We start from the raw sequence: 14,677 nt of genomic DNA, 5'->3' as shown, positions 1-14,677 counted from the left end.
AAAATCAGTACAAATTTAGTGTTATGTTTCTTGCAATAAGCAGTGTTTATTTATAGATATTTTTTTATAAAGTTCTAGTAAACAAAATAGTATGACAAATTTAATGAAATAAATTCACATTCGATTTATAGATTATAGATTTAACGAAACACTTGAAAACCCGATAGGCAAAACCCAAAAAAAATAATTATCTTTGCCGCAAAACACATCTGCCCAAAAGCAGGTTACACAACTAGACTACATGAGTTCAGATACTTCAAAAAGATATGCGCTTCGCGGTGTTTCGGCATCCAAAGAAGACGTGCATAACGCCATAAAAAACATCGATAAAGGATTGTTTCCTCAAGCATTTTGTAAAATTGTCCCGGATTATTTAACCCAAGACGAAGACTATTGCCTTATTATGCATGCGGACGGAGCGGGAACTAAATCTTCTCTGGCGTATATGTATTGGAAAGAAACAGGAGATATTTCTGTTTGGAAAGGTATTGCACAGGATGCATTGATTATGAATATCGATGATTTATTGTGTGTAGGAGCAACTGATAATATTTTACTTTCATCCACTATTGGAAGAAACAAAAATCTTATTCCTGCCGAAGTAATTTCAGCAATCATCAATGGAACCGAAGAGTTAATCCAAGAACTGGATTCTTTTGGCGTGACCATTCATTCCACAGGAGGTGAAACGGCTGATGTAGGGGATATCGTTCGAACTATTATCGTAGATTCTACCGTTACGGCTCGTATGAAACGTTCTAAAGTAATTGACAATGCTAATATTAAAGCGGGTGACGTAATTGTAGGTATGGCTTCTTTTGGTCAGGCTACTTACGAAAAAAGCTATAATGGCGGAATGGGAAGCAACGGATTAACATCGGCGCGTCATGATGTTTTCGGGAAATATTTGGCAACCAAATATCCGGAGAGTTTTGATGCTGCAGTTCCTGAAGAATTAATCTATTCCGGACAAGTAAAATTGACCGATGCTGTTGAAAATTCGCCAATCGATGCAGGACAATTAGTGCTTTCGCCAACCAGAACCTATGCGCCTATTATAAAGAAAATTTTAGACAAATATACTGCTGATGAAATTCACGGAATGGTGCATTGTAGTGGAGGAGCGCAAACCAAAATTTTACATTTTGTACAAAATCTACACATTATAAAAGACAGTTTATTTCCAGTTCCTCCATTATTTCAGTTGATACAAGAACAATCCAAAACCGATTGGAAAGAAATGTACCAAGTATTCAATTGTGGACACCGCATGGAAGTATATGTTCCCGAAGCTATTGCTCAAGACATTATCACGATTTCAAAATCGTTTAATGTCGATGCACAAATCGTAGGTAGAGTAGAGGCAGCCGATGCTAAAAGACTGACTATTACCAGTGAGTACGGAACTTTTGAATATTAAAAAATAAAGCAACACGACATGTACGAATTACTTTTTTGGAGATATCAGGAGGGCATTTATCTAAACCATCACTTGGTTTACGAAGCCATTATTGAGGAACAAGAAGTAATAGGTCTCGAAGAACTTCCTGTAACAGTCATCCTCAATAGGATCAATAAGCTGTTCTCTCAATGGGAAAAAGTAGATGACAACAGTTGGAAAAACAACAAAGGGAAAGGTGCTTTTCAAATAAAAACCACTCATCAAAGCATTCAAATTGATTGCTACGGCACCGAAGGGAAAATCATGAATCAATTGGTAGATGCATTGGCTGAGTTCAATTGTCCTCTGTATGATCCACAAGTTCCAGAGCGTTACGATGAAATGAGTGAGTAGCATTTTTAGAAGCTATCCCGAAGGCTCGGGACAGCTAACCGTTTCAGTCCGCGCATAAAATACTATTTTTCTAAGTCATAAAAGGAGCTTCCGTTGGTCGCTCTTTTATAACAAGAAAAATTTGTGTTTTATACTGTGGGCTTTTCTCTTATCTGGGCTAACATCAGCGATTATCTATGAAAAGGAGGATATTATTCCATTTATGAATTCAAAAGGGTCTCACTTAAATGAATTTATATTCCTTTATCTGTTTAAGAAATCGGACTAAATGTATGCAAACTGGTATTGTCTTTTTTTTATAAATTAGCAAAAAAAAAGAACCATGTCTATTTCTCAATTCCCCCAAAATACAATCCTCGAAGACGAATCTATTTTACTGCGTCCTTTACTGGAAACGGATGTCGAAAATTTATTGGAAATATCCCTCAATGAACCCGAAACCTGGGAATATTCTTTAGTACGTGCAAACGGTAAAGAAAATCTGGAAAACTACATCAAAATAGCCTTAAAAGCCAAAGAAAATAAAACCGAATTCCCCTTTATAGTTTTCGATAAAAAGTCTGGGAAATACGCAGGAAGCACTCGTTTTTACGACATTAATTTGGAGTTCAAAACCTTACAATTGGGCTACACTTGGTACGGAAAAGATTTCCGGGGAACCGGACTCAACAAACGCTGTAAATTTTTGCTGTTGCAATTTGCTTTCGAAACCCTTGGAATGGAACGTGTAGAATTTCGCGCAGACAATAACAACCAGCGAAGTATTGCTGCCATGAAAAGTATTGGATGTACTGTAGAAGGCGTTATGCGAAATCACATGCCCACTCTAGGGAGTGACGTACGAAGAGACAGTATTATTTTGAGTATTCTCAGCAATGAATGGTTCGATAGTGTTAAAGAAAATCTGAAGAATAAATTACAGTAAAATTTAAGTTTTAGTTTTAAACAGTGGTACTTTTAGTATGATCATCACAATAGTATCTGGAATAATATTTGGAATGTTTTTTACTGGGGTTTTTAATTTCGTCCATAACGATTAGTACGGAGATGCTAATAATCGAAGAAAAGAAACACCAAACCGAAACAATATAGTCCACATACAAAATGGTTTTAATGATATAGGAAACGATGATGGTAATGCTTAAAATCCACATTTTTTTAATCTCTGAGAATAATGGCGGGGCAACAGTAGCAATAATATAAAGCAGGTCTCCATAAGCACTAAATACTATTGGATATCCTTGTATATAAGAGATATGGCATCCAGTAATTTTAGCTTCAACCGAATAAGTAATCAAACAATACCCAAGATATAAAGCGACTGAAAGTCCTATTACAACCAATACCCACTGAAAAAGTACATTTTCCTCTTCTTTTTTAAGTTTCACCGATGCAAAAGGAATCCATATAGGCCAGACCACTTGTGCAAAAAACAAAAAGGTATAGGTTGTGACTTGTTGTAACGGAGCGAAATAAGGTTTGGTTAATGCTAACCATAAAAAACCTTCTGAAATTTGTTGTATGCAAAAAATAATCGGGATACAGGCAAAATATATTTGGGATGGTTTTTGCACTTTTTTTATTGTCGCAACACTTATCGCTGCAAGAACAATACCCGCTCCAAAACTCGCACTAGCTGAAAAACACATAGGCTTTAGTTTAAGTGAATTGAAAAATATTCAAGAGTCTCCATTGATGGTTTCCTATTTTTTAAATAACACTATCTCGTCTTGTTGATTACCACACCCACCATGGTGCTTGCAGGACTTCGGCATAAACAATCAAATCAAAAATGGCATGCGTTATAATGACAGGTACGATGCTTTTTGAATAATGTTTTAAAAACCCAAGTAGGATATAAGCCGCAAAGGACCATATAAAAAACGATACAATATTTTGTTGATGAACCGCCACGGGCGAAAGGAATAAACAGGCTTTGTAAGATGCATGTGCAAAGGCGGCAAATACCACAGCAAAATCTGTATTTAATTTGCTGATTTGACCTTGTATGAAACCACGAAAAACTAATTCTTCGATTGCAGCAACACTTACCGCCACTAATACAAATGGTCGTATTACCGAAGGTAGAATCGGTATTCCCAAATTTTCTCTATAATAGATTGCGGCTATAATACCCAGTTCAAGACCAATGACAATTTGTATCAGCATTTTTAGGGAGAAAAGATTCCTAAATAAAAGCCTGAATGTTACTGGAAGCGAATCGATATCACGGCTGATGATAAAAGCGACCATTACCAAAGGAATAAAGGCGACGGCTTTAAATGGAAAAGGGTAGGTGATTAAATAGGCAAATAACATAATTTCAGCACTACTGATTATGGCATCCAGCACTCCTTTTTTGGTTCGTCGGGGTATCGTTTTTGTTTGCTCAGAAAGGTTCATTTTTTTCTCTTTTTAAATGATTTTTTCAATAATTTTCTCGGAAAAACTAAACTGAATAGAAATACTGCAGGCACGAGTAAAAGCAACCAGCCAGAACTCATGCACCTCCCTTTTTCAGCAATTACAACTTCATAATTTTTTTCATGGAAAGGAAATTTAACAGCACCGTAATTTTCTGAAAAGGGTATGGCAGCGTCTTTACTAAAAAGCACCAAAGTAAAACGATGTTCTCCTTTAAATAGAAACAGAACCCAAAACAACAGTAGCAATGCCACTAGTACGATGGATAACCAGCTAATCTGTTTGTTGCTTACACTGTCTTTAAAGGTGTCCATAATGCTTTGGTTTATCTATTAATAGCTTGGTTAGAAACATAGAAAACGAATGGTATACACTTATTATAATTGTATCATTATTGTAAACGGATTAAAATGAAAATGGGTTATTGAAAATGGAAACGCTAAAAAATATTCTTAAAATACAATGAGGAGTTACGACCCATCATTTTTTAAACAATTGATTTAACCTATGCGTTAGTTGAATTGATATTCCTGACTAACTTGCAAAAAATAATAAGATTTTGGGGATAGTAGGATTCTAAAATAGGAAGTCCTTCATAAGAGCTAAATTAAAAATAAATTTCGACTATAGCAACTGAAAATCAGTATATTGTAAAAATAAAATTAATAAAATACGTTTTTAATCAACCTCATTTAGAATTACTTAAATGAGGTTGATTTTAAATGTCATTTAATTTGCTGCAAATAAAGGAATTTTGCACGTTCTGAATCTATGGGTTTGTCCAAGGGGATTTCCAAGAAATAATCTAATTGCCATTTTTGGGTTTTTTGGGCCTGCTTGTTGGTTGTAATGTCCCAAGGCGGGTACACCCGAATAGCGCGTTTCCCTTCTTTTAAATCAGTGCTAAGGATTCCTTGTTGACTAAGCACGGATTTAGGAAATACGAATTGACCAAAATAATCCCCGCTTCGAGTATTGATAACAAATAAATCGATGTCATCTGAAAGATCAAAAGGCTGTATAGGCCCTTTTACTATTCTTTTCCATAACGTAACAAATTGGCCCACTTTTGTAGGAGTAGTTTTGGCTACGCGAAATAGTGTTTTTAGTGCATTCAGTTCAAATTGATACGCACTATAATCCTTGCTTTCTTTTTCCAGTACTACATTTGTAAGTTCAAAACCACAGGGTTCAAAAATAAGGGTTTTGGTTTCTAGGAGAATATTTTGGATTGGGGTAGAGGGCAAGGATAAGTTTTGTGAATTTTTAATATTTTTAGCTTTGTATATGATATCTTATTTGTTATCATGTGTTTAGTTGAAATTTAATTTTCGGGTTAATCCCTTTTAATTCAAGTACAAGTCCAACTTCCTATTGCTCGGATTTAAGAAAAATATCCCGTGCTGGATAGCAGGTTTGCAAACGGTGCCCATTCCTACTTGCATCCAACACAAATCTAGCAAAATAAGTTTAGCAAAATAAGTTTAGCTAGGGTTTTAATTTTAGTTTCCATGCAAAAAACTATCTCGTTTTATAGATATGACTGTTGTTTTTGATAACTCTCATTGACAGATACAGCTTGCAGAACTTCAACGCGTGAAGATTTAGTATATTTCCGATCGATCGGGGGGTAATGAACAACTTTTTTTATAATGTATAAGTGTTAAATTAACACGATTTTTATATACCTTCACTTTTCTTTGAAATTGTTTAATATAAATTATATTTTAAATGTTTGAATCTTTTAATAGAAATAAAAAGTGCCACATCCTTTGTTTTTTAGGTATGCTTTTAACATCTGTTTTTTTGAATGCACAGGTTCAAAAAGTAATTCCAGATATTGAGAAAATATATCTGCATACTGATCGGTCAAGCTATTTTTTGGGTGATGATTTATGGTACAAAGCTTATAGTGTAAGGGCATACAATAACTTACTTTTTGATAATAGCAATGTTTTATATGTAGAATTAATTTCGCCCGATTCTAAAATAATTGCCCAAAATAAGACCAATTTAGAAATGGGATTAGGCTATGGCGATTTTAAATTAACCGATTCTATTAGCGTAAAACCTGGGGTTTACCAAATACGGGCTTACACCAATTGGAATAGAAATTTTGGGGATGATTTTGTATTCAAAAAGAATATTGAAATTATCGATGTTTTTGAAGCACATTTTAAACTCAATAAAGCACAAAATACTGCTATAGCAGTCATAACTACTGAAAATGAATCTAGTAATAAAAATAAGATTACGGTTGATTTCTCTCCTGAAGGTGGTTCACTTTTAGAAAATGTGGCTAGTATTGTGGGTTTTAAAGCCGTCGATAGTGATGGAAACCCCATAAATATTCTAGGTGAAATTTACGATTCCGATAACGAATTGATCACCACTTTTTTAAGCCCTCATGATGGTATGGGGAAATTTCAAATGATACCAACTGGAGGGAAAAATTATTACGCAAAAATAAAGACCTTAACTGGGGCAGAACAGCGTCAGGAACTTCCAAAAGTAACTAAGGAAGGGTATTTATTAAGTTTTAGAACGTTCAAAGGCAAAAACATTATAAGCATTAATACTAACGAAGCAACATTGGCACAAAATCCTAATGCTGCACTTACCGTGGTTTGTAAAGCAAAAGGAATTTCCTATTTAGAAAGTATACTAACTGTAACACAAACTGCATTGTCTTTTGAATTGACAAAAGATAAAGCTCCGGAAGGCATCAGCCAAATAACACTATATGACAGTAATTCTAAACCGCAAAGTGAGCGCTTAGTGTACATTGAAAAAGAACCCGATTTAGAGGTGCAATTAGTGTCTGACAAAGCGAGCTATAAGCCAAATGAAAAAGCTACGATAAATATTAGTTCAAAATCGAAGACAGGCGTAGCTAAATCAGCAAGTTTTTCATTAAGTGTAACTGACATGAATGGAATAGTAGAAGACAAAGATTTTGGTACAACTATTAGTTCTTATTTCCTGATGGAATCTGACATTAGAGGAAAGGTGTATAATCCGAGTTATTATTTTAATCCTACTAATTTAAAACGATTAGAACACTTAGACGACTTGCTTTTAACGCAAGGTTGGCGTGATTTTTTATGGAAAACAATGCCGAAATTTAACGATGCGATCAGCTATAAAGCAGAAAAAGGCATTACAATATCGGGTAGGGTTAAGCAACTCCTTGGAGAAAAGGCATTAGTAAATAATAATATGACATTGTCTTTAATAAATAAAAAACATATGAATATTTTTAACACTACTACAGATTCTATAGGAAGTTTTAAATTTGAAAACATAATGTTTTCAGGGAAAACCAATATGTTTTTGAATTCTAGAAATAAAAAAGGAAAGTTTAGAGGTGAAATAATTGTAAATCCTATTGAACAAAGTCCATTACTTGTTGCTTTTGAAAATGAGCCCATTAAATGGACGGAAACCACACGTAGAATAGTTGAAAATGTGTTTAAGAAATTTGTAGCTTTTGGAATAAAGCCTGAAAATATTTTGGACGAAGTTAGTATTGTTGCTAAAAGGAAAAACCAAACACCTATATTCTATGGAATTCCAGACAATAGTTATGTTCCAGATGAAAGTGTAGCTACATTTACCGATATTTATGATCTTATTGTACAAAAGGTTCCTGGTGTCATCTCTTCAGATGACTCGGTTCGTTTTATGCGTTTTGATGGAGCACCACTTTTTTTATTAAATGGTAATACAGCGTTTAAGGCAGAAATTGACTTTGTTCAACTTGGTGATATTGAAAAAATAGACGTAATAAAAGGGGCGCAAGCAACAATGTTTTATGGGGCAGATGCTGCTAATGGTATTATTGCGGTTTATACCAAACCAGATGCGAAAACCTCGTATGAAAAAGGAGGTTTTCATTCTATTAAAAAAGAAATAGAGGGCTTTTACACTGCCCGTATTTTTTACGCACCAAATCCTGAACAAGCAAAAACAGAGATAGATAATAAAGCAGATGTAAGAAACACGCTTTATTGGAATCCGTATGTGCATCCCGATAAAACAGGAAATGCTAGTGTGAATTATTACAATACCAAGGTGGAAACTAAAGTAAAAGTAGCTTTAGAAGGGATTACTTCGGGCGGAATTCCTGTAGTCAAAAACACCTATTATACCATTAAAAAATAAGAATATTTTTAATAGTTTTATGGGATTTTACTGTTTTTCTACATTGGATATTCCTACTTACAGCCAATACAAACAAATCTGGTAAAATAAGTTTAGCCACGGTTTCAATTTTTGTTTCCATACAAAAAACTTTACCGTTTTATGAATATAGTTTTTTGATAGCTCTCGTTAGTAGGCACAGTTTGCAAAACTGCGCTAACGATGTGGTATATCAGCGCGATCGGGTGCTCTACAATTGCTTGCCGTCGGCGATGAATTTCATAATTCTCCTCAATTCGGATTATACCTTGCCAGACAGCATTAATTCTTGGGCGATACACCAGTCAAAAATGGTTAATGATACTTTGTTTGAAGCTACTTGGGAAAAGCTTCAAATTTTTGGCAAAGCCAAAGAAATGCAAATGGGAATGATTGCCGTTTTGCACACTTGGGGACAACAATTGAGCTTGCATTGTTCCCGGCGGTGGCGTGGACAAAAATGGACAATGGCATAACAGTCGCACCGATGGTAAATTTCTATTTCCAGTCAAGGCGTTGTCCAAAGTTTTTAGGGCTAAATATTGCGAAAAGCTAAAGGTTAAAAACCCGATTGGTTACGAGTAAATTCGGGAAGGATTATGGCAAAAATATTGGGTAGTTTTGCTGGAAGTCCAAAGTCGGTGGTGGAATATTTGGGAGGGTACGGCATGTACTCCGGTTCCGTTCAACACGGGTTTCATTTGTTCGTGCTGCGCACGCAATGCAACCCTAGCTGTTAGCTGTGCGGACCTTGATAGCTTTATGTTGTCAATCTAAATAGAATAAGATTTGGATTATTTTCGACTGCATCTTCCAATTTCTTAAAATTTAATTTTTGAAGAAGTCTAGTAGAGCTTTGATTATGTTTATGCGTTATTGCATCTATCGTTTTTAGTCCAAGTGTTTCAATTGCATATCCTATAACCTTCTTCGCAGCTTCGATCATAATTCCTTGACAATTATATTCAGTAAGAAGTTCATATCCAATTTCACATTTCTTTAAATCACCTAAGAAGTCAAATAGACAAATTGTACCAATTAATTTATCTTCGCCAGTTTTTGTAATTGTCCAATAAAAAAGTTCATTGCTTTCATCTTCAATTATACTTTTGATAAAATTTAAGGCATCTTCTAATGTTTTGCTCGGTTTCCTGTCAAGAAATTTATTTATTTCTGTATTCGAGCGTAGTTGCAATATTTCTTCGGAATCATTTTTTGAAAGTTTCCGAAGCGTCAACCTTTCGGTAATCAATATTGGGAAAGTTTGCAAGTTCTTATTCATTTTTGTTTTAAAGACGGTTTTTCTGCCTGACAGCCAACGTCATTATGTCTAATAACCTTCAAACTGCGTTTTTTTATTAATCAGAAAGTAAATATAGGTGATTTAGCTTACAATTATATTCTTTTTGTAAAAAAGAGTGCGGATTAAAATTAATAGAAAGAAGTCGTAAAGAGCCTTAAAAATGACTGTTATAACCCCAAAATACAAAGCAATACTTTTTAGATATTGTTTTGTATTTTGGTCAATCAGGTTTAAAATTCGGCGCAGGTTGTAGGCTGTAAAAATCAAACCTACATCAGCCGATGCATGTTTGATGGTTTTCTTTGTCATGATATAGCAAAAGTCCTCCCTAAGCTTCGGGATCGTTTAATGACGCCGTAAGGATGCTCCACAATGGCTTGCCGTCGGCGATAAATTTCATAATTCTCCTCAATTCGGTTTTTACCTTGCCAGACAGCATTAATTCTTTGGCGATACACCAGTCAAAAATGGTTTATGATACTTTGTTTGAAGCTACTTGGGAAACGCTTCAAAGTTTTGGCAAAGCCAAAGAAATGCAAATGGGAATGATTGCCGTTTTGCACACTTGGGGACAACAATTGAGCTTGCATCCGCACCTGCATTGCATTGTTCCCGGCGGTGGCGTGGACAAAAATGGACAATGGCAAAACAGTCGCACCGATGGTAAATTTCTATTTCCAGTCAAGGCGTTGTCCAAAGTTTTTAGGGCTAAATATTGCGAAAAGCTAAAGGTCAAAAACCCGATTGGTTACGAGCAAATTCGGCAAGAATTATGGCAAAAATATTGGGTAGTTTTGCCAAACGTCCTTTTGGAAGCCCAAAGTCGGTGGTGGAATATTTGGGAAGATACGCTCACAAAATCGCCATTAGCAATCATAGAATCAAAAACATTGATGGGCAGAATGTGACTTTTGATTACAAGGATTATCGAATGGCTGGAGTCCGTTCAACACGGGTTTCATTTGTTCGTGCTGCGCACGCAACGAAACCCTAGCTGTTGTGCGATCGCTTTTTTAAGTTATTAATTTTTTGTAAATTTATACTGATTTTCAATTAATTAATAAGTTGTAATTATGAAAAAAAATGTTTTGATACTACTGATTATTGTTTTTGTATTTTTTTCCTGCAAAAAAGAAATTACTCCAAAAAAAGAAGTAGTAGTAGTTGGACAAAAAAGTATGAGTTGTGCACCTCCAATTGTTGATGCGAAATGGTACACTTCAAACAATAAAGCACCATTGTTTAAAGGAATGGATGTTGTTAATTATCCTATCAGTACTAAAAATCCAGAAGCTCAAAAGTATTTCAATCAAGGATTGGCTTTGTCCTATGGCTTTAATCACGCAGAAGCCGCACGTTCATTTTATTATGCAACTAAACTTGATCCAGAATGTGCGATGTGTTTTTGGGGATTTGCCTATGTTTTAGGACCTAATTATAACGCAGGTATGGAACCAGATAATTACCAAAGAGCGTATAAGGCAATTCAACAAGCGATACAATTGCAAGATAAAGCTACAGTGAAAGAAAAAGCTTTAATTAATGCTTTGGCTAAAAGATATGTTGCTCAGCCGGTTGAAGACAGAAGTCAATTCGATATGGCTTACTCCATTGCTATGAAAGAAGTAAATAGTAAGTTTCCGGATGATGTTGATATTAATGCGTTGTATGCCGAGTCGGTAATGGATTTGCATCCTTGGGATTTATACGAAAAAAACGGTACTCCAAAAAAATGGACGCCAGAAATAGTTACCTTATTTGAAAAAATACTCAAAAAAAATCCAAAGCATATTGGTGCCAACCATTTTTACATTCATGCTGTGGAAGCTTCGAATACACCACAACGAGCCAATGCTTCAGCTCAATTTTTTGATGATGGGAATGCAAAATATTTAGGACATTTGGTTCATATGCCTTCTCATATTTATATCAGAACGGGAGAGTATCATAAAGGAACTTTGGCTAATATTAACGCTGTTAAGGTGGATAGTAATTATGTTACCAAGTGCCACGCGCAAGGTGCTTATCCGTTAGCCTATTATCCGCACAATTATCATTTTATGGCAGGAACAGCTACTTTGGAAGGCAACTTAAAATGGGCTATGATGGGTGCTAATGAAACGTCAAATCATGTGCATCCAAAAACGATGATTGAACCTGGCTGGTCAACACTACAGCATTATTATGTGATTCCGTATTTTGTGGCAGTAAAATTTGGGAAATGGGATGAAATTCTGAAAATGAAATTGGTTTCAGATACTTTAAAATACCCTCGTGCCATATCTCATTATGCTAAAGGAATGGCCTATTTGGGTAAGAAAGATTTCAAAAAAGCAAAAGAAGAATTGCTTACTCTTGATGTTTTGTCCAATGATAAATCTCTAGAGAAAATGACGATTTGGCAAATTAATTCGATGGCAAACATTGTTCAAATTGCATCTAAAGTTTTAAAAGCTGAAATTTTAGCTTCCGAAAGAAATTATGCTCAAAGCATTAATTTACTGCGAAAAGCAGTGGCTATTGAAGATGATTTAAATTATAATGAACCACCCGATTGGTTTTTCTCGGTAAGACATCATTTGGGTGCCATTCAAATTGAAGCTGGACGATATAATGATGCAATTAAAACCTATGAAGAAGATTTAAGAAGATTTCCAAAAAATGGATGGTCGCATCACGGATTGAAATTGGCTTATGAAAAACGGAACAACAAAGCTAAAGTTAAAGAAATGGAAAGACTAATTACTAAAAGTTGGGCCACCGCCGATGTAAAAATTACAACTTCAAGGATTAAATAAAAAAACGCTAATTTTAAGGATTTTTTATTTTCAATAGTCAATGTAAGCCCTGAAAAATCAATTTGAAACTCAATTATTTTTTCAAATTCAGGGCTGATATTCATTTTAAAATAATCAACTAATTCTTCTCGACCAACTACAAAATCTTTGTTTTGTTTTCATTTTTATAAATATCTTGAAGCCTTATTTTGAAAATCTCATTTTTATTCAGTTTCGTTCAGTTAAAGTGTTGCCCAACGTCATTATGTCTAATAACCTTCAAACTGCGTTTTTTTTATTAATCAGAAAGTAAATATAGGTGATTTAGCTTACAATTATATTCTTTTTGTAAAAAAGAGTGTGGATTAAAATTAATAGAAAGAAGTCGTAAAGAGCCTTAAAAATGACTGTTTTAACACCAAAAAACAGAACCAATACTTTTAGATATTGTTTTAATAGATTTTGGTCTATTAAATTAAAAATTCGACGCAGGTTGTAGGCTGTAAAAATCAAACCTACATCAGCCGATGCATGTTTGATGGTTTTCTTTGTCATGATATAGTAAAAGTCCTCCCGAAGCTTCGGGATCGTTTAATGAAGATGTAAGGATGCTCCACAATGGCTTGCCGTCTGCGATAAATTTCATAATTCTCATCAATTCGGACTTTGTTTTCGTAGATTAAATCAGCGTACTGAGAGCGTTCTATGAGTCTTCCTCTGCCGTTTTTGGTGCATTTTTTGAAAAGCGTACAAGCCAAGCAAGCAATGGTTTTGTAATGCTTCACTTGTGTGATTGATTTGCCATTTTTTTGCGTACCAATTCCCGTTGGTAGTCATGGTTTCATTGGCGGGACAGCTATAAGAGTCTGTGACTTTGTCATATTTAAAATATTCTAAATCAAAAGCCAAATCTGGCGCATGAGCGGAAACACCAGGAATAGCAACCAGCACATCAACGCCAAGTCTGTTGGCGTAATCAAATTCGCTGCCCGTGTGATAGCCTTTGTCGTAAATTGCAGTAAAATCGTTATGGCCCAAAATGGTTTTGGTGCGACGCAACATTCCGCCCATTGCTTTGGAATCGTTTTCATTGGTCACCTTGAAGTCAATGGGAATGTTGTGGCATGCATCTACTGTGGTTTGTACTGTATAGGCTACTTCCGTGATGTTGTTTCGAGTCATGATTTGGCGACTATCAGGATCTGAGGTCGAAATTTGGGTAATGCCAGTGGTGTCGATTGTATTTTGATAGCCTATATATTTTTGTTTTTGAATGCGGTGTTTTCTAATTTTAGTTTCCAGAGTTTGTTTAGCATCAGTATCGCCATCTTCTTTGGCTAAAGCCAAATTATATTCTTCGAGCTTGGCATCGATATAAGCAATATGTCGTTTAATTTTATTGGGATTAAAATTATTTTTCTTGGAGTTTTGGGCTCTAAGCTTTGTGCTGTCTCCAGCGACAAGGCTTCCGCCAATAAGTTCAAAGTGCGCGGCCAATTTTACCGTTGCACGGAAAACGCGAGCAATGGCTTTAGGATTACCTTTTCTGAAATTAGCAATAGTGTTGTGATCGGGAACTAAACCCTTCAAAAGCCACATGAGTTCAATGTTGCGGTTGCATTCTTTCTCTAAAGTTCTGGAAGAACGGATGCGATTGAGGTAGCCGTAAATAAAGAGTTTGAGTAAATCCGAAGGGTGATAGGCAGGTCTTCCGTTTTCGACAAAATCGAAATTAAAGCCAAAATCAGAAAGTTTTAAGCTATCCACAAAAAGGTCAATGAGCCTGATTTCGTTGTCTTGCGCAATGGCTTCATCAATCGATGAGGCGAAAAGCGGGAGTTGGTTTCTGTTGGTTCCGTTGATGAATTTCATATTAAATATAATAAAAATCAACGAGTTATGCAAATATTTTGAACGATTTTTAGCACAAAAATATTGACGGGAGGAAAAGAGGTTATTAGACAGTTTGACGTTCCGTGGCTTTGAGATGGCTGGAAGTTCGTAACCTTTCAATTTTCGGCTTAACGAAAACTTGATGCGAAACGGTAATTCCACTAAATTCCAGCTAGCTCAAAACACCTGTTGAACTAAACCTTCGGTAGCATCATTGTAGATTTTGATTATCTTACGAAGATAACTAAAATAGGATATTATGACTACAAAAAAAAGCATCCTGATGCGTTAAGAGAGAACAAA

General features: G+C 35.3%; 10 protein-coding genes and 3 pseudogenes. 7 read left to right on the top strand and 6 right to left on the bottom strand.

The features are described 5' to 3' along the window. Window positions 1–241 precede the first annotated feature (241 nt). From ACNQGG_RS16550 to ACNQGG_RS16540, 3 genes are all read left to right on the top strand, one after another. A complete protein-coding gene (locus ACNQGG_RS16550) occupies window positions 242–1,420 on the top strand; it encodes an AIR synthase related protein (RefSeq protein WP_417965840.1) in 1,179 nt (392 codons plus the stop codon). A gap of 18 nt (window positions 1,421–1,438) precedes the next feature. Next, on the top strand, window positions 1,439–1,795 hold the full coding sequence (locus ACNQGG_RS16545; protein WP_417965838.1) for a hypothetical protein: 357 nt from the start codon (window positions 1,439–1,441) through the stop codon (window positions 1,793–1,795). A 322-nt stretch (window positions 1,796–2,117) separates the two neighbouring features. Further along, on the top strand, window positions 2,118–2,720 hold the full coding sequence (locus ACNQGG_RS16540) for a GNAT family N-acetyltransferase (protein WP_417965836.1): 603 nt from the start codon (window positions 2,118–2,120) through the stop codon (window positions 2,718–2,720). Window positions 2,721–2,736: 16 nt separating this feature from the next. On the opposite strand, the gene ACNQGG_RS16535 is transcribed toward ACNQGG_RS16540, so the two are convergent. From ACNQGG_RS16535 to ACNQGG_RS16520, 4 genes are all read right to left on the bottom strand, one after another. Continuing rightward, window positions 2,737–3,444, bottom strand: coding sequence for a DUF6629 family protein (locus tag ACNQGG_RS16535; protein WP_417965834.1), 708 nt, complete (start codon window positions 3,442–3,444; stop codon window positions 2,737–2,739). 88 nt (window positions 3,445–3,532) lie between these two features. Then, complete coding sequence (locus tag ACNQGG_RS16530; protein WP_417965832.1) at window positions 3,533–4,198, bottom strand: CPBP family intramembrane glutamic endopeptidase; 666 nt, start codon at window positions 4,196–4,198, stop codon at window positions 3,533–3,535. Next, entirely contained in the window at window positions 4,195–4,533 is a 339-nt protein-coding gene (locus ACNQGG_RS16525; RefSeq protein WP_417965830.1) for a hypothetical protein, read from the bottom strand. The genes ACNQGG_RS16530 and ACNQGG_RS16525 overlap by 4 nt, the downstream gene beginning before the upstream one ends. A 411-nt stretch (window positions 4,534–4,944) precedes the next feature. Next, on the bottom strand, window positions 4,945–5,466 hold the full coding sequence (locus ACNQGG_RS16520; protein WP_417965828.1) for a MepB family protein: 522 nt from the start codon (window positions 5,464–5,466) through the stop codon (window positions 4,945–4,947). Window positions 5,467–5,950: 484 nt separating this feature from the next. Here ACNQGG_RS16520 and ACNQGG_RS16515 point away from each other — a divergent pair, with 484 nt between their 5' ends. Together ACNQGG_RS16515 and ACNQGG_RS16510 are read left to right on the top strand one after the other, a co-directional pair. Further along, complete coding sequence (locus tag ACNQGG_RS16515; RefSeq protein ID WP_417965826.1) at window positions 5,951–8,383, top strand: TonB-dependent receptor; 2,433 nt, start codon at window positions 5,951–5,953, stop codon at window positions 8,381–8,383. Window positions 8,384–8,664: 281 nt separating this feature from the next. Continuing rightward, window positions 8,665–9,066 (top strand): annotated as a pseudogene (locus ACNQGG_RS16510) (transposase); the annotation flags it as partial. 95 nt (window positions 9,067–9,161) lie between these two features. Here the strand turns inward: ACNQGG_RS16510 and ACNQGG_RS16505 are convergent. Next, window positions 9,162–9,683, bottom strand: a complete 522-nt coding sequence (locus ACNQGG_RS16505; protein WP_417965824.1) for a GNAT family N-acetyltransferase — start codon at window positions 9,681–9,683, stop codon at window positions 9,162–9,164. A 437-nt stretch (window positions 9,684–10,120) separates the two neighbouring features. On the opposite strand from ACNQGG_RS16505, the pseudogene ACNQGG_RS16500 reads away from it, so the two are divergent. Together ACNQGG_RS16500 and ACNQGG_RS16495 are read left to right on the top strand one after the other, a co-directional pair. After that, window positions 10,121–10,662 (top strand): annotated as a pseudogene (locus ACNQGG_RS16500) (IS91 family transposase); the annotation flags it as partial. 115 nt (window positions 10,663–10,777) lie between these two features. Next, window positions 10,778–12,502: a hypothetical protein gene (locus tag ACNQGG_RS16495; RefSeq protein WP_417965821.1), complete on the top strand. Its 1,725-nt coding sequence runs from the start codon at window positions 10,778–10,780 to the stop codon at window positions 12,500–12,502. Between the two features lie 303 nt (window positions 12,503–12,805). Here the strand turns inward: ACNQGG_RS16495 and ACNQGG_RS16485 are convergent. Beyond that, window positions 12,806–14,353: pseudogene (locus ACNQGG_RS16485) on the bottom strand (IS1182 family transposase). Window positions 14,354–14,677: the final 324 nt, after the last annotated feature.

The sequence above is a fragment of the Flavobacterium esculini genome (genome assembly GCF_048284325.1).
Taxonomy (GTDB): domain Bacteria; phylum Bacteroidota; class Bacteroidia; order Flavobacteriales; family Flavobacteriaceae; genus Flavobacterium.
The sequence above is the reverse complement of the archived record's forward strand: the minus strand, read 5'-3'. Positions and strand labels throughout refer to the sequence as shown.